Source organism: Pedobacter sp. NEAU-ZC8 (assembly GCF_059278965.1).
In genome coordinates, this window is record NZ_JCAJXC010000007.1 from 1 (window position 1) to 17,165 (window position 17,165).

Below are 17,165 nucleotides of genomic sequence, written 5' to 3' on the forward strand. Positions count from 1 at the left end.
TTTACTGAGAATTTTAAAAAGGTCAATATATTGTTGTTATGCAAAATGTGTTGGCTGTTCGTGTCAGTTCAGATCGGGCTAGGTAGGCTATATGTTATACCGTAAAAAAGGTTGAACGACACGATTTTATTCTCAGGAGTCTGAACAGTACTTAAGGCCATAACTAGGAGCCTGGATAAAACAAAAGGATAGACGAAGGGGAATTAAGTCGATACGATCTAAATTCTTGATTATGGCTATTACAAAACAATCAGTTGGGATAGATATCTCACAAGCTACATTTACAGTATGTCTGTGTCAGCGTGCAGAGAATGGCGAATTAGCGTTCTCAAAAGTAGTAACCTTTGGCAATGATACTAAAGGTTTTAACCAAATGCTTCGCTGGGCCAAGGGCGCTATCGCCATCGGACCAGAGCTTGTGTTTCTAATGGAAGCCACGGGTGTTTATTACGAAAATTTGGCACACCATTTACATAAAGTAAAGAAAAGGGTTCATGTGGTGCTTCCTAACACCTCTAAACACTACTTTTCGAGCTTAAACATCAAGACCAAGACAGATGCTGTTGATGCAAGGATCTTAAGTCAGCTTGGAGTAGAGCGGACTCATAAGCTTTGGACTCCACCTCCTGCCGCCTTATTACAGCTGAGGAATCTAACCAGATATTATGTTCAGCTACAAGAACAAAAAACTAGCCTTGGCAACATCAAGCACAGTAAGGACGCTTCGCACGATGTTCAAAGCTTCATTCTCAAGAGTAATAAAAAGTTGATTGAAGATATCGACAAAGAAATTGCAAAAACGTTAAAAGAGATAAAAAGGCTTATAGAAACAGACAGCAACCTGAAAGAAAGAATAACAAAGCTGCTCACCATAAAGGGAGTAGGTTTGATTACCATAGCTACTATCCTGGCCGAAACTATGGGATTTGAGCATTTCAGGAATGCTAAACAACTGGTAAGTTATTCAGGCTATGATGTCGTGCAAAGAGAATCAGGAACCTCCATAAAAGGCAAGACCAGAATCTCTAAAAAAGGCAATCGGTACATCAGAAATGCATTGTACTTCCCGGCAATGGTCGCTTGCAGATTCAATCCTGGTCTAAAAGAAATGTATACAAGAATCAATCAAAACAAACCCTCAAAGATGATTGGACAAGTTGCCATTCAAAGAAAGCTATTAATATTGATCTATACTTTATGGAAGAATGATACGGAGTTCATTGAGGGCTATAAACTAAGTAGTCCCAACCCGAAAGTTGAGACTACGCTAGATAGTTCCATAGTCGAACTTCTTTGAAATACAAAAATACTTTTTTGTCTAAAATGTTTGCAATTTATAACAGTACCTTTTTGTTTTATGGCTATTATAAATTCGGATTGGTATTGAGCTCATTTACCGGTATCGAGAACAGGTAATATGGGCTATTCGGAACCAGGTTGCTGTTATCCGGGAACCTCAACACGTAATGCCCTTTGATGCCGACATCTGTAGTGCCAACGCGGAACGTTTCTGTAGACTCTCTTCTTAACGGTGCCTGCTGCAAGCGAAGCAGATCCAGCAATCTAAAGCCTTCGCCCCAAAGCTCACGTCTGCGCTCGGTGATGATCTCCTCAACAAGCTGCGCTTGCGTGAAGTCTCCAGCTGCAAGCTGCGGCAAGTTCCGCTTTACCCGAACTTCATTCAATGCGGCTACAGCCCCTGGCAGGTCGTTCAATCTTGCTTTGCTCTCTGCTTCAATCAAAGCCATTTCCGATGATCGCATCAGCACGATATGCCCTGCACGATCTGCTTTATTGACAAACTTCTTGTACATGATCCAACGATAGCGTGGGTCAGTAGCGTTCGTCACGGTTTCGAACAAGGTTTTTCGGATATCTCCCTCCGCGAACAAGGCTTTAAAATACGGATCAGGCATAATGCTGCGGTAACCTGTTGATGGGGTAACGTCGATGTATGCAAAGTACGATGCACCGCCCAGGTTCTGATCGGCCTGCTGCGGATGTCCCCAGATCCATTCCGGGTTACTCACATCATTGAAGCCCTGTGTGTACTGTGTTGCTTCCATGATCGCGTAACCGGTACGTGCTTCATTCGCTTTTATGGCTGCCTGGGCCCAGTTCTCCTGTGTCAGGTAAGTGCGGGCAAGCAGTCCACGAACCACATTCAGGTCCAGACGATTTTTAACTCTCCTGCTGAATCCTGCAAGCAGGGTCTCCGCCTGACTAAGATCTCCCAGTACCTGCGTGTACACTTCTTCAACGCTTGCACGTGATTTTGGCACAGTAGTCGGACTGGTTGGCTCGGTATAGACCGGGACAGCCTTGGCTGCTTTATCTTTCGCATAAGTGAATTGGTATTGTCTTACCAGGTTCAGGTACACGAAGGCTCTTAACGCCAATGCCTGACCTTTCAGGAACCTACGTTCGTCATCTGTTCCGCTTGCCGCATCAATGTTCGCCAGAATGTTATTGCAATTATCGATCACCTTGTACTGGAAGCTCCAGAAGAACAGCGCTCTTCGCGTGGTGTTATCATAAGGATCACGGTAGGGGTAAGAATCCCGGAAACCATAAACGCCATCACGGGCAATCGCATCATCGCCCATCACTTCCTGTGTTAGGGTAATGGCAGATAATCCAGGGTTATCCTGTGAAGTGCTGCTTTCCATCAAGTAGCGCAGCGTACCATTCATCAGCGCATCGATGTTCTTGGTAGATGCATAGGTCTCCGTTCCGGTAAGGTCACCTGCCGGCGAGGTCTCAAAAAATTCATCCTTACAGGCCGGCAATAAGAATATCGCCGCCAACAGGATAAGTTTCAATGTAAAGTATTTTGTTTTCATGAGTTGTTGCGATTAAAATGAGAGGTCTAAACCGAAGGTGTAGGTTTTCTGCGATGGGTAGCGGTAGAAGGTTACCCCATCAACGGCTTGTTCCGGGTCCATACCTTTGTGTTTGTAGTAGGTAAGCAGGTTCTCGCCACGTGCGTACAACCTCAACCTACCCATGCCAAGCTGATTGGCCCACTTCTCCGGCAAGCTGTAACTTAAGCTCAGGTTTTTCAGACGTACATAACTAGCATCATAAAGGAACCTGGTGGAAATGCTGTTCCAGTTTGTTGAAGTCGTGGTCAGGCGTGGCACATTGGTGTTGGTGTTTTCTGGTGTCCAGCGGTCCAGGATCTGGCTGCTCCATGTTCTTCCGGTATTCTCACCAGTATGCATGATCATCACCTCGTCCAAGTCAAGCACTTTACCGCCAATGTTGTAGGCTACCAAAGCATATAACTCAAATTGCTTATAGCGGATGGAAGAGTTTACACCACCATAGAAATCCGGTAAGGCACTGCCCGAGTAGTACTGTGTAGCATCAGCATAAACGCTCGTCGTGGTGCGGCCATTTGCATCATCTTTATACCATAGCGGCTTGCCGTTTGCCGGATCCACACCTGCCCATTCACGGATATAGAAGTCATATACGGAGCTACCTACGGTAAGTTTCTTGGTTGATCCCAGCTGGCCCACATTTCCGCTGATAATTTCTTTTTGTGGCAGCTTGGTGATCCGGTTATTGTAGTGGCCGAAGTTAAATCCAACGGTCCAGTGTACATTCTGATTGGTCACCGGGACAAAGCTGAACTGTCCTTCGTAGCCATTGTTTCTTAAGGAACCAATGTTGTCGTCAATTGCCGTGAAACCCAATGATGGCGCCAGTGGGCGGCTAAACAGGAGGTCTTTAGACTGACGCTGGAAGACTTCAAAGGAACCGCTGATCCTGTTGTTCAGGATGGCAAAATCAATACCTGCATTGAAGTTTAAGTTCGTTTCCCACTTCAATCCCGGTGTCGGCAGGCGGGAAGTAACCAAACCCGCCTGGCCAAGGCTGTTGTAAATAGAATATAGATCCTGATAAGCATAATAGCTGCCCAGGTTGTCATTACCCTGCGCACCATAACTGGTTCGTACGGTTAAGCTGTTCAACCAGTCCGTGTTAGCAAGAAAAGATTCTGCCTTTGCATTCCAGGAAGCACCAAGAGACCAGAAGTTACCCCAGCGCGATTCCGGACTGAAGCGTGAAGAGCCGTCTCTTCTAAAGCTTGCAGAAAAGAAATAGCGTTGGTTGTAGTTATAGTCTAACTTACCCAGGAAACTGGAAAGTTTATATTCATCAGAACTGCCGTTGAAGCTGTTGATCAGCGATGCTGCGTTAGGCTCTGTTTTGCCGTCAAAGCCGAAATTACTGCGGCTACCCGACAGGTTAGAGATGTTTAAAACATAAATCTCCTGTCCTCCAAGTACATTGAAGTGGTGTGCAGCACCTAAGTCGAAGGTATAATCCAGTAAATTGTTGATGGTGTAACCTACGGTACGAACACTTCCTTTGGTTACTGACCCACCGTTAGCAATACCTGAACCAAAAAGTGGATTGGTATAAGAGAGATTGCTTCGGTTGTTGTAGTCGGTATTTACACTGCTCTTTAGCTTCAGACCATTGATGATGTTGAACTGCAGGTTTCCGCGAAGCAGAAGTGCGTCCTGTTTGTTGTTGTATTTGTTCAGGTCCACGATGCCCAGCAGGTTGTTTCCGGTTGCGGCAGCACTCGGGCGGTAGTTACCGAAATCATAGATCTGGTTTCCTGAGGCATCCAGCTTGTAACTGCCGTCGGGATTGCGCTCATAAACCGGGTAAATGTTCGATACTAACCTGCCGAAATTGGCAAAGTTACCCTGATCACTGTCGCTTTGTGGTGGCGAGTCCTGGTTGGTTGATGTAGCGGCCACATTGATGCCTGCTTCAAACCACTTGTTCACCTTAGTATTGTAGTTCACACGGGTATTGAACCGTCTAAAACCAGAACCTACTATGAAACCTTTGTCGGACAGGTAACCACCCGACACAAAATAACGCGAGTCGGTACTACCACCACTTACGCCAAGGTTAACCTCCTGACGAATGCCGGTGCGGCTTAAGGATTCCGACCAGTCATCCTGCCACAATGGTACTGCACCAGGAACCAGTCGCCCGTCCAGGCCTACCGGACTAGGGTAGTTTGTGCCGTAAGGGTTGATCTTCAAATTGCTCACCAGCTCTGTACTCGCATATTGCGCCGCCTCAGCGGCCGTTTTACCCTGATCCAGCTGATTGTTGCGCAGTGCTTCCCATTGTAGTTCGAAGTACTGGTTGGTATTCAGGAATTCGTAATCTTTTACGGCGCGGGTAGAAAAACCGGTGTTAGTGCTCAGCGTTACCTCTGGCTTACTGTTGTAACGTCCAGCTTTGGTGGTGATGATGATTACCCCATTGGCACCGCGGGAGCCGTATAAGGCACTTGCAGCAGCGTCTTTAAGTACGGAGATCGATGCAATATCGGTGCTGTTGATGGAGTTGATGTTCCCCGAAAAAGGCACACCATCTACAACATAAAGCGGATCGCTGGAAGCATTGATGGATCCAATACCGCGGATGCGGATGGAAGCATCACTTCCAGGTTGTCCGGCAGAAGCAACCGATTGTACACCGGGTACAATACCCTGGAGTGTACGGCTTACGTTTGCTACCGGACGTTTTTCCAGTTCAGCTGCATTTACCACGGAAGCGGAACCCGTGTACGTAGATTTGTTGGCGGTACCATAAGCGACCACTACAATCTCGTTCAGGTTGTTTTCTGCGGTCTTCAGTTGGACATTTAAAGTGCCGGTACCTGGTGTAAGTTCACGCGTTTCATAACCAACATAGGTAAATACGAGGGTACTGGAACCTTCGGGTATGCTGATGTTGAATTTGCCATCAGGACCGGTTTGTGTGCTGGTTTTCAGTCCTTTGATGTTGATGCTTACCCCCGGCAGCGGCTGACTGCTGCCAGCTTCCGTAACCTGGCCGCTCACCTTCCGTGTCTGCGCCTGTACGAGCAGGGAAAGGCTGCTGAAGAGTATAAATAAGTAGAGAATTTTCGATTTCATGAGTATATATGGTGTAATTATTTTCCTTGGCTAATCTGATCCAGCGTCTGTGCAAGTGCGTTGATGCGGCTGGCGGCGGTTTGCACTTGTTCTGTGGCTTCCGACCAGTTATTTTGCTCGATCGCCTCACGCACACCCGGTAATGTTTTTACGCCGTAACCGGTATAAAATCCTGGTGCATAAATGCTGTGTTTGTACCATGCTCTTTTTGGTAAACCTTCCGCGATCAGCAAGCTTCTTTCTGCCTGATACAAGGCCTGATTGATACGTGTAGCAGTTTTCTTGTCCGTTGCAGGCTTGCTGTTCAATTGGCTGTTCAGGCTTTCAGCGGATTTTTGAAGGGCTTTTACGGCCTCTTCCAATTGGCTGAAATCAATGTTCGGCACTTCAGGTTTAGCAGCCGGCGCAATCCATTTTTCTTTAGGGTTCGCGGCCAATTGATAGCTTTTCGAGTTAAGCAGGGCATTTTCTGCCGCATATTTTTCTTTAAGCTGCCCGGTTAGGGCTTTCACTTCTTCCACATATTTTCCTACGGTCTGACTTAAGTTGGAGAAATCGAAAGGTAGTACCGGGGCATTTGCCAAACGGAGCACCGCACGACCTGCCGTTTGCGCCAGGGCAACACCGTAGACGAATGTGCCATCCTTGAACCGTACATAGTCATCGTACGAGTCATAGATGGAGTGATAATCGCCACCTTCATCTTCGCCGCCAAAGCCAAGGTTCAACGTCGGAATTGCCAGATGCTGCAGGAATGCGGAGTAGTCCGATCCGGTACCCAAGGCACCTAAAGTCAGCGTATCTTTCTTCAATATTGCGGATTGTGCTTTCGCTGATGATGCTGACACAGCATCCTTTGCACGTTTACGTTCAAACACGGAGGTTCCCGTTTGTGGGTCTTTAACATCTTTAGCGATTTCGCTCATGAAGAGCTCCAGTGCGTGAGAACCGCCTGCTTGCAGGAACCCGCGACTATTGCCATCAGAGTTGATGTAAGCCACCGCTTTTTTCTTCAACTCTTCGGCATGATCTTCTACCCATTCGGTAGAACCGAGTAACGAAGGTTCTTCACCATCCCAGGCGCAATAAACCAGCGTACGCTTAGGTCTGAAGCCAGCTTTTGCCAGCTGCCCAATAGCTTTGGCCTCTTCCAGCTGCGCTGCAAGTCCACTGATTGGATCATCCGCACCATTCACCCAGGCATCATGGTGGTTACCTCTGATCACCCATTGGTCGGGATATTCACTGCCTTTCATTGTTGCGATTACGTTATATGCCGGAACGATATCCCAGTTGGACTCAACTTTTAAATGTACTTTGGTGCTGCCTGTACCAATGCGGTAAGTGATGGGCAATGCTCCCCGCCATTCGGCAGGTGCTACAGGACCTTCAAGTGCCGACAGTAATGGCAATGCATCGCCGTAGCTGATTGGCAGCACTGGAATTTTCAGGATGGTTGTCGCTTCGCTGCGCTCCAGCCTTTTTGCTTTCGCCGTCGAGGCTGTACCCGGTGTAAGTGGATCACCCGGGTAGATCACCATGTCCATTACAGAACCACGTTGAACGGTCTGGTCGTTTTTAAAAGGACCTTTAGGATAGACATCGCCCTGGTAATAGCCGTCATCCTTTGGATCGGAGTATATGATACAACCAATGGCACCATGTTCATAGGCTACTTTGGGTTTGATTCCCCGCCATGACCGGCCATACTTGGCGATCACGATCTTGCCTTTTACATCAATGCCAAGTTTGGCCAACTGCTCATAATCGTCTGGAAGACCATAATTCACGAATACCAGCTCGCCGGTAACATCGCCATCGGCGCCCCAGGCGTTATAGGTCGGAAGTTGCCCTTCCTGCCCCGAGGTCGCATCCTCAGGAAAGGCAGGTTCTTTCAGCTGTGCAGTAAACCTGGTAGGTGCTATTAATTCCAGCTGTCTTGTTTTAGGAGTGGGGAAGAGTACATGATAGGTCTCCAGTTTGGCATCCCAGCCATAACTTTTAAACTTCTGCAATACCTGCTCTGCTACACGTTTGCCTTCTGCTGAACCTAAATGATGCGGTTTTGCTGAAAGTGCCTTCATGGTCTGGCCAATGTTTGCAGCATCCAGATGCTTGTCAAACTGCTGTTCCAATTGCTGTTGTTTACTGATCGATTGCGAATCAAAACCCTTAAGCGGCGCGTTCTGGGCAAAGGTAAAATGCCCGCTGACAAGGCATAGCAGTAGCCCTGTCTTCATTTTTCTGTTCATAAAGACTGTGTATATAAAGTTTAGAAAGGTTGTTGCGTTAATGCAAGTTGTCTCGGCTACGATTTCTTGGCGAGGCCATCGATGACCTTCACCATGTCGGCAAATTCTTTTTCATCATATAAGCGGGTGAGGTATACGATTTTTCCGGTTGGATCAATGACAACATTTCGGGTAACACCACTTTTTTTGTGGGCAAAGCGACCGAAAATATCTGCGCCAGGATCCAAAGCAAGCGGATAGGTGATTTTCATATCCTTATGAAATTGCTTAACCTTTTCCAGTGGCTCATCACGGTCTACACCGATCAGGACAACATTTTTATCCTTATAGGTCTGCCACATCTCTTCCAAATGAGGCATTTCCTTGCGGCATACACTGCACCAGCTGGCGGTAAATTGCAGCACAACGGTTTTACCGCGCAAGGCCTTTAAAGACGTTTTCTTCCCATCCTGCAAAACCAGTTCGAAATCATCAGGTGCCTGATCTCCAACTTTCACCAGGTATCCACGATCTTCATCAGCGGCGGCAGGCTTAGCGTTGCTGACTGCTGCAGCCGGGCCTTGTGCTTTAGACATTGATGGGGTAGCCAATACTGCAAACAAGCTGAGATTGATGGCCACAAGTGAGTTCAATACTAGTTTCATGGGGTTTAGGTTTAAATGCTACATTTTTATCTTACCGACGCGGCAAATATAAGCGCTAAAAAGATAAATACTATAGAAATAGTAGACTTTGTTCAAAAGTGTGAAATTATCCTGATTAAAACTCCTAAAAACCGCTTTATAGCCCGTTAGTAAAGGTCTCCAGACTAAACCTGCAAGCCAGTTACAATGCTTCGAGACCTGAGTTTGACCTTATTCAGCTTTTTAAGGCGCTTTAAACGCCTTTTCTTCGGCTGGAGGCGAACAATATGCGAAGAATAGGCGAAGAGAACGCGGTTAAGAGGCGGCCAAGAACCTAATCTGCCCGGATGCTGAGAATTGATTGTAATCAAACATCAAATATCTGGTCCAACAGTAGTTAAAGCTATTTACACGGTTAGAAATTTAATATTGTGATGTGATAAAAAAGATTATTTTTGAAGTACAATCAACCAACCATGAAGATAAAAAACCTTTCCGCGATCGCCATTTTAGGGCTGCTGGTACATGTGAGCCCCGCCCAGGCTCAATTATTGAAGAAATTCCAGAAATCACTTGAAAACAAAGCCAGCCAGAAGGTTGATGATGTGCTGAATGGCAAAAAAAGTGCTGCAAGTCCTGTAGCAGAAGCGAAGGTTGAAAAGGATGTACCGCCAGCTGTAGAAGAAGTCTATGCTTTTACGCCAGGTTCAACCATCATCTTTGAATCTGATTTCAAGCGTGATGCGAAAGGTTTAATGCCAAAGAAGTGGAAGAGCAGCAGTGCGGGAGCCATTGTTTCTATCCCGGATATGCCGGGCAACTGGCTGGCGCTAAGTCCCAGGACCACCTACAAGATCGATAGCCTGCTTAAACTGCCGGGCAATTTCACCATTGAATTCGATCTGGTAACGAGAAGCGATCAGGCGAGAGATATCGGGAGGATGTCTTTTGGTTTTGCAAGGGATAATTCCATCAAAAACTATCTTATTGACGCTTATAACGACAACGCCATAACCGATACAGAGCTGCATTTTCATAACGGCGACATCAACAATGCCAGCAGTGATACCAAGGTTCATAATACCTTGAGTTACCCGTTTGCAAACTATGCCAATGGCTTGCTGCACGTTGCTATGGCGGTAGAAGGGGAAAACATGCGGGTGTATGTAAACAAGTCAAAAGTGTTGGATACGAAAATGTTGCGTACGGATCTGCCTAAATACTTCTATCTAAGTGCACCCTTTGATTATGATAACCAATCGAAAGTTTACTTCGGGAACTTTGTGATCTCGAAATAGCGTTCTCGCAGACAATTCCCTATATTGTATAGGCAAACCAAATATAAATGTCTCAGCGATGGATGAGGAATCTCATGACCGGATATTGATGGAGCGTGTTGCCGCAGGTGACCGTAAGGCATTTACCGTGCTCTATACGCTTCATCTGGACAACCTCTTCCGGTATGTATACTTATTCACGAAGTCTGAAGAAGAAAGCGGGGAACTGGTACAAAAACTTTTTGTAAATATTTGGGAACACCGTGACACGTTGATCAAAGTAAAATCTTTCCGGGCCTATATTTTTAGATGTGCTAAAAACCGGCTGATCGACCGGGCTAGAAGTGAAAGGGCAAAGGCTAAGATGGTTGCCATTTTACAGCCCCATAGTGAAGAAAGTTATGAGCGTTCAGACAGTAATCTCATTTGCAATCAATACAGCCACATCATTGACTCGGCGATACAGCTGCTCCCTGAAAAGCGGAAAGAAATTGTAAAACTCCGGACACAGGATGACCTGAGCTTAGATGAGATTGCCGAGAAACTGTCTATTTCAAAATTCGTGGTGAAGAAGCAACTGTATGCTGGTTTACGTTTTATCAGGGCTTACCTGGAGAAGTTCGGCGAACTTACGCCTACGATTTTGGCTGCGATCAATCTTTCGCTGATTGAAGGCATACTCTCTGCCGACCACTATAAAAGTTTTTTCAGTTAATCTTTCTTTTGAGGGGTTCTCCCGGAGTTGTTGTACGTCTTCTAGTTAATGGAGGACAAAAAACGACTTGAGGATTTTTTTGAGCGATATGCTACCGGGCATGGTACGGAGCAGGAGCATGAAGCCTTTCTGGATTGGCTGGCTACACTTTCAGCCGCCGATCAGGCCAGGGTTTCCCGGCAGTACTATAAGGTTTTTAAAAAGCAGAAAACCGCTGAAGTAACCAAACATCCAACCCTGCAGGATCGCATAGAGCGCAGCTTAGACCAACTGGAAGCTCAAGGCAGCCAAAGTGTATCTGCTCCTTTTAAAATCAGCAGTCTTCAGATCTGGAGCGTTGCAGCCACAATACTGCTTCTGGCCTCAATTGCGATCTATTTTCTATCCAGCCCAAATCAGACCAGCATGGAAGCCCTGGAAAGGGTTGCTTTGAATGTACATAAAGAAAAGGCAACGGTAAGCGGCCATACCCTCATCCGGCTATCCGATGGTGACGAGATTGATCTGGATGAGCTTCCGATCCATAAAATGGTGGTCAGGTCGAACTTACAGATCATTAAAATGGCGAAAGATGAAGTTGTTTTTAGGTCCTTAATTACGGCTACCAGGCAGGATGCGGACTTACAAGATCATGTACTGATAACCCCTAAAGGCAGGCAGTACAAGATTACCTTACCTGACGGTAGTAAAGTCTGGCTGAATTCTGCCTCTGCATTTAAATTTCCTTCAAGCTTTACTGCTGCTGAAAGAAATGTTGCGCTTAGCGGGGAAGGATATTTCGAGATCGCTAAGGATAGGACCAAACCTTTTATTGTTGAAACCACGAAGCAGCGGGTTGAAGTGCTGGGTACACATTTCAATGTCAGCGCCTATGCAGATGAGCACATGACCAGCACTACCTTGCTGGAAGGCAGTGTCCGGGTGCTGCCAAGGGGTTCCAGAAAAGCGGTGTTATTGAAGCCTGGCCAACTGGCCGCCATCAGCAGGGGTGTTCAGGTACGTCCTGCTGACACGAATGCGGCGGTAGCCTGGAAAAATGGCTATTTCAGCTTTTCTGGCGAAAAGATACAATCCATCATGCGGAAACTGTCCAGATGGTATAATGTAGATGTTCAATATGTCGGCCAGCCTACCCAGGAAGATTTTGTCGGCACCATTTCCCAGAAAGAGGAATTATCAGAGATACTGCGGATGCTTGAATTAACGGGCGCCCTGCATTTTAAAGTGGATAGCTTATCTAGCCAAGGTAAAGAAAGGAGGATTATCGTTATGCCGTAAACCTGCCCAACCTCATCCCATACCAAGTATAACCAACACTAACCAAATATTTAATGTATGAAAATGTTTACTCAACAGGGAGTTGCCGCCCGCGTATATCGCGGCTGCGCCATGCTGCTCCGGATGAATTACGTCCTCATCTTTCTGATGATCACCTTTCTGCAGTTCAGTTTTGCAGCAGATACACAGAAAATCACCATTCAAAAGCAAAACGCTTCTTTCGAATATGTACTTGCCGAGATCAATCGACAGACGGGGTACGAATTTCTGTATACCAGGGATATGATGAAAGAGGCTAACGCTGTAGATGTAAATCTTAAGAACCAGCCGCTTAATGATGCGCTGAAAAAGGTTTTCCAGCATCAGCCCTTAACGTATTCGATCAAGGCCAAGACCATCGTAATCAGGAGAAAAGCCAGCCCGGCAGCTCCCGAGCGCAAACCGCCGGTCACGATCCGCGGAAAGGTCACTGATCAGGGTAGTAAGCCCATCCCGGGGGTGAGTGTTAGTCTGCAAGGTACCACCGTGGTGACCACAACGGATGCTGACGGAAACTATCAGATCAATATTCCTGACGGCAATGGTACGCTGGAATTCCGATATATTGGATTTTCAACGAAAGTCGTGGAGGTTGGTGGGCGCACAACGGTTGATGTTCAATTGGGGGCGGAAACTACAGATCTGAGTGAGGTTGTGGTGGTGGGTTATGGTACGCAGAAGAAAGTAAATCTAACGGGTTCAATCTCTACGATCTCCAGTGAGGAGATCAATATGCGGCCAGTGGGGCAGACTTCCGCGGCCCTGCAGGGTATTGCACCCGGTGTAACGGTAACCCAAGGTTCAGGACGTCCTGGAGGCGATGCCGCCACCATCAGGATCCGTGGTGTTGGAACGTTGAATGATGCAAACCCCCTGGTACTCATCGACGGTATTGAAGGTTCTATGAACAACATCGATCCAAACCTGATCGAGTCGGTATCGGTGCTTAAGGATGCGGCCTCTTCCTCCATATATGGTTCAAGAGCTGCAAACGGTGTGATTCTGGTAACGACTAAAAGGGGCAGTGCTAAAGTCGGCATCAGCTACAACAACTACCTGGGCTGGCAGGAGCCTACCAATATGCCCAAGGTGGTAAATGCCCTGGACCACATGCTGCTGATGAATGAGGCCTACACGAATGTTGGGCGCACCCAGCTTTACTCCGATGAGCTTATTTCTCAATACCAGGCACAAGGGGGCAGAAGCTCTGATGAGTTTCCGAATACCGACTGGCAAAAAGAGGTACTTACAGGTTCAGGTTTCCAGCAGAGTCATTTTGTAACGGTAAATGGTGGTTCTGAAAAAGTAAGGGTGTTGGCCTCTGCTGGGTACTTTGATCAAAAAGGTATCATTGAAAATTCTGGCTTCAAACGCTTTACCATCAGAAACAATACGGATATTTTCTTTTCGGATAAACTTAGGGCAAGACTGGACCTGCAGTATGTTAAAGCTGTTACCACGGAGCCGGCAATCGGAACAGGCAATACCTTCAATTACATGAATGGTATTCCTGCAAACCAGCTCGGCCGGAATTCTGATGGCACCTGGGGTGTAGGCTGGAACGGGTTAAATCCAATTGCGGCAAGTCGTGAAGGCGGAACCAACCGGACCACCGGACCATTTGGAACGATCAACGCGACCTTGATTTACAAACCTTTGGACTGGCTAAGCGCAGAAGTTACTGTCGCGCCCAGATACGCCGAGAGCATTCGCACGAACTTTAACAAATCTATCCAAACTTACCTGCCGGATGGCACTCCAAGTTACCGGATTCCTGCTTTGACTTCCTTAACGGAGGCGAGTAACAGAACCATGTACAACAACCTGCGGGCTTCTGTTACTATGGACAAGACTTTCGATGTGCATAATTTCAAATTGTTATTGGGTGCATCGGAAGAAGACTATCATGACGATTTTGTCAGTGCATACCGGGATACCTATATTTTACCAGACTATCAGGTGATTGACGCAGGATCGGCACTCAATCAGCGTACTTCCGGTACGTCCGAAGAATGGGCATTACGGTCCTATTTTGGAAGGCTTAATTACGATTACAAGTCGAAATACCTGCTGGAAGTCAATGGACGTTACGATGGCTCTTCAAGGTTTAGAAAGGGGCGCCAATATGCGTTTTTTCCTTCGGCCTCGGCAGGATGGCGTATCTCTGAGGAGGGTTTTATGCAGCCAGCTAAGAAAGTCATCAATGAACTAAAGTTAAGAGCTTCCTGGGGACGATTAGGAAACCAGAACATCGGAACATACCCTGCTTCATCTTTGATTTCCTTAGGTTCTTCGGCATTGGGTGGCCAGGTGGTCAACATCGCAGCACTTAATGCATTAGCGAATAGTGATATTTCCTGGGAAAGTACAGAAATGTCGAACATCGGTGTGGATATGGTGCTTTTCAACAACCTGACGCTAACGGCTGATTACTATGTAAGAAAAACAAAAGACATCCTGCTGAACCTGGATATTCCATTGATCATCGGTCTTGCGGCGCCAGTACAAAATGCAGGTATTGTCCACAATAAAGGTTGGGAGTTGGGTATTGGTTACCGCGGCAGTCTCAATGAGTTTAAATATAATTTAAACTTCAACCTCTCGGACGTGAAAAATGAGGTTATCGACTTACGCGGCGTAAATCGAACAGATTTAACCGTAAGTCGTGAGGGTTATCCAATAAACTCCATTTTCGGCTATGAGGTTGAAGGGTTTTTTAAAGATGCTGCTGATGTGGCATCACATGCCTCCCAATTCGGTGCAGTTGCACCCGGAGATCTGAAATATAAAGATCAGAACAACGATGGCATCATCAATGAAAGTGACAAGATTGTACTGGATACCACCATCCCACGCTACACTTTTGGAGCAAACCTGAACGGTTCCTACAAAGGCTTTGATCTTAGCATTCAGATTCAGGGCGTTGGGAAAAGCAATGGTTATCTCCGCGGTCCAGGTATTATGCCTTTCAGTGTAGGCAACCTTGGCGGTACCATCCTGGAACCTAATAAAGACCGCTGGACACCGGACAATCCAAACGCGAAGTTCCCAAGGCTGGCTTTTGGAGAATCGAACAACGAGCAGGCATCCAGCTTCTGGATGAAAGATGCCTCCTACCTGAGGGTTAAGAATATTCAACTTGGCTATACCTTCCCAGGTATCCTGATGAATAAGATCGCTGTGAAAAATCTGAGGGTATTCGCGAACGGTTCGAACCTGTTCACCTTTGACAACTTCTGGGAAGGGTTTGATGTGGAGTCGCCAGTAGGATTTGTGAATGTCTACCCACAGGTGAAGGTATTTACCTTCGGTCTAAGTGCAAACTTTTAATTTGAAGATCATGAAAAAATATATAAAAGGCTGTTTTATAGTTGCTTTTATGGCAATAGGCCTGTCGGCTTGTAAAAAAGACTATCTGGATAAAGTTCCACTTTCCGGTCCTTCGGATCAGACCTTTTTTGCAAACCAGGATGAACTGTTATTGGCAGTAAATGGGATTTATAGTGCTCTTGCATTTCACCCGACGGATGATATGCCCTTTCTGATGACCATAGATGCTGCAACAGATATAGGCTGGGACCGGAATACCAGCGGACTGCAATCCCTGGGGAAAGGAAATCAGGACAGTAATAACGACTATGCCCGTGCCTATTGGACCAATTTCTATAAGCTTATTGGCCGGTGTAATTTTATATTAGATAATGCGGAAAAGGCCAGAAGTACGACCAGTCCAGAGATCTATGCCCGCTCTATTGCAGAAGCGCGTTTTGCCCGTGCTTTTGCTTACCACAACCTCATCGAGCTTTTTGGTGGCGTTCCTTTAGTAACCAAAACCCTGGGTTTAAACGACGGTCAACTGCCCAGAAACTCCAAAGAAGAGGTTTTAGCTTTCATCTTGTCGGAGTTGGATGCTGCTGCAGCCGACCTGCCAGCGAGTTATGGTGCGAGTGATTTTGGCCGCGCCACTAGAGGTGCAGCATTGGCCATTAAAGCGCGCGCTGCATTATATGCTGGCAACTGGGATGTCGCAGCAGCAGCAGCACAGGAGGTCATTAACAGCAATGTCTACAGTTTGCACAACAATTTCGCAGAACTATTTTCGTACAATGGCCGGAATTCCAAAGAGATCATTCTTTCACTGCAATACCTTCGAACCGCGAATAAAACGCATGCAGTTACCCGCAACCTGCTTTCGCGAAATGGTCAGGGAACATCGAACAAAGTGCCTTCACAGTCGCTCGTTGATGCTTACGAATGTATCGATGGTAGACCCATCAATGAATCTCCGCTATACAATCCGGCAAGGCCTTATGAAAACCGGGATCCAAGATTAAGCTATACAGTAGCCCTGCCGGGTTCAAACTTCTTCAATTTTCAGTTTGAAACCCATAAGGACAGTCTGAAATGCTTTAACTACAACAGCACACCGCCCTCAAGGATCGATAATCAGGACGCCACCAACGCTTTTGCAACCTTTACCGGTTACTGCTGGCGGAAATATGTGGACCTGGTTGACCGGGCTGACGTCGCACGATCTGAGCTCAACATCATCCTGATCCGTTACGCCGAAGTTCAACTGATCTATGCGGAAGCCAAGATTGAGAAAGGTGAGCTGGACCAGTCTGTTTACGATGCGATCAACAGCATCCGCCAGCGTCCAGGGGTGAATATGCCACCAATACCAACCGGATTGTCGCAGGCAGAGCTCCGTTCAATAGTTCGCAAAGAAAGAATGTATGAGCTCGCCATGGAAGGTAACCGGTTGTTTGATATCCGTCGCTGGAAAATTGCAGAACAGGTTATGAATGGACCATTCTATGGTCGTGTTCCACGAGGACTGCTGGCTTCGGCTCCGGTAATTGATGCCAATGGTATCGCGCATTACGACAATGTTCCGAACAGGGCTGAACTCCGCGTGGTGGAAACCAGGCAGTTCAACCCAAGCAGAGATTATCTGTGGCCAATTCCAAACATCGAAATCGTAACTGATCCGAACATCGTACAAAATCCCGGATACTAAA

Annotated in this window: 10 protein-coding genes; 6 read left to right on the forward strand and 4 right to left on the reverse strand. The window is 46.7% G+C overall.

Annotated elements, in window-relative coordinates; translation table 11 throughout:
* Positions 1–232 precede the first annotated feature (232 nt).
* Complete coding sequence (locus tag AC5WJX_RS07220; protein ID WP_494483982.1) at positions 233–1,297, forward strand: IS110 family RNA-guided transposase; 1,065 nt, start codon at positions 233–235, stop codon at positions 1,295–1,297.
* 67 nt (positions 1,298–1,364) lie between these two features.
* On the opposite strand, the gene AC5WJX_RS07225 is transcribed toward AC5WJX_RS07220, so the two are convergent.
* From AC5WJX_RS07225 to AC5WJX_RS07240, 4 genes are read right to left on the reverse strand one after another with little or no spacing between them, the layout of a single operon-like run.
* On the reverse strand, positions 1,365–2,843 hold the full coding sequence (locus AC5WJX_RS07225) for a RagB/SusD family nutrient uptake outer membrane protein (protein ID WP_494483983.1): 1,479 nt from the start codon (positions 2,841–2,843) through the stop codon (positions 1,365–1,367).
* A 12-nt stretch (positions 2,844–2,855) separates the two neighbouring features.
* The gene (locus tag AC5WJX_RS07230; protein ID WP_494483984.1) at positions 2,856–5,960 is read right to left on the reverse strand and encodes a SusC/RagA family TonB-linked outer membrane protein; all 3,105 of its coding nucleotides are present in this window, start codon (positions 5,958–5,960) and stop codon (positions 2,856–2,858) included.
* A 17-nt stretch (positions 5,961–5,977) separates the two neighbouring features.
* Positions 5,978–8,212, reverse strand: coding sequence for a transferrin receptor-like dimerization domain-containing protein (locus AC5WJX_RS07235; protein WP_494483985.1), 2,235 nt, complete (start codon positions 8,210–8,212; stop codon positions 5,978–5,980).
* Between the two features lie 56 nt (positions 8,213–8,268).
* The gene (locus AC5WJX_RS07240) at positions 8,269–8,856 is read right to left on the reverse strand and encodes a TlpA family protein disulfide reductase (RefSeq protein ID WP_494483986.1); all 588 of its coding nucleotides are present in this window, start codon (positions 8,854–8,856) and stop codon (positions 8,269–8,271) included.
* A 455-nt stretch (positions 8,857–9,311) separates the two neighbouring features.
* Between AC5WJX_RS07240 and AC5WJX_RS07245 the strand changes: the two genes are divergently transcribed.
* The 5 genes from AC5WJX_RS07245 (at position 9,312) to AC5WJX_RS07265 (ending at position 17,164) form a co-directional block, all read left to right on the forward strand.
* On the forward strand, positions 9,312–10,133 hold the full coding sequence (locus AC5WJX_RS07245; RefSeq protein ID WP_494483987.1) for a hypothetical protein: 822 nt from the start codon (positions 9,312–9,314) through the stop codon (positions 10,131–10,133).
* A gap of 58 nt (positions 10,134–10,191) precedes the next feature.
* Positions 10,192–10,827, forward strand: coding sequence for an RNA polymerase sigma factor (locus tag AC5WJX_RS07250; RefSeq protein WP_494483988.1), 636 nt, complete (start codon positions 10,192–10,194; stop codon positions 10,825–10,827).
* A gap of 48 nt (positions 10,828–10,875) precedes the next feature.
* Entirely contained in the window at positions 10,876–12,105 is a 1,230-nt protein-coding gene (locus AC5WJX_RS07255; protein ID WP_494483989.1) for a FecR family protein, read from the forward strand.
* Between the two features lie 63 nt (positions 12,106–12,168).
* On the forward strand, positions 12,169–15,474 hold the full coding sequence (locus AC5WJX_RS07260; RefSeq protein ID WP_494483990.1) for a TonB-dependent receptor: 3,306 nt from the start codon (positions 12,169–12,171) through the stop codon (positions 15,472–15,474).
* A gap of 10 nt (positions 15,475–15,484) precedes the next feature.
* On the forward strand, positions 15,485–17,164 hold the full coding sequence (locus AC5WJX_RS07265) for a RagB/SusD family nutrient uptake outer membrane protein (RefSeq protein ID WP_494483991.1): 1,680 nt from the start codon (positions 15,485–15,487) through the stop codon (positions 17,162–17,164).
* Position 17,165 lies beyond the last annotated feature (1 nt).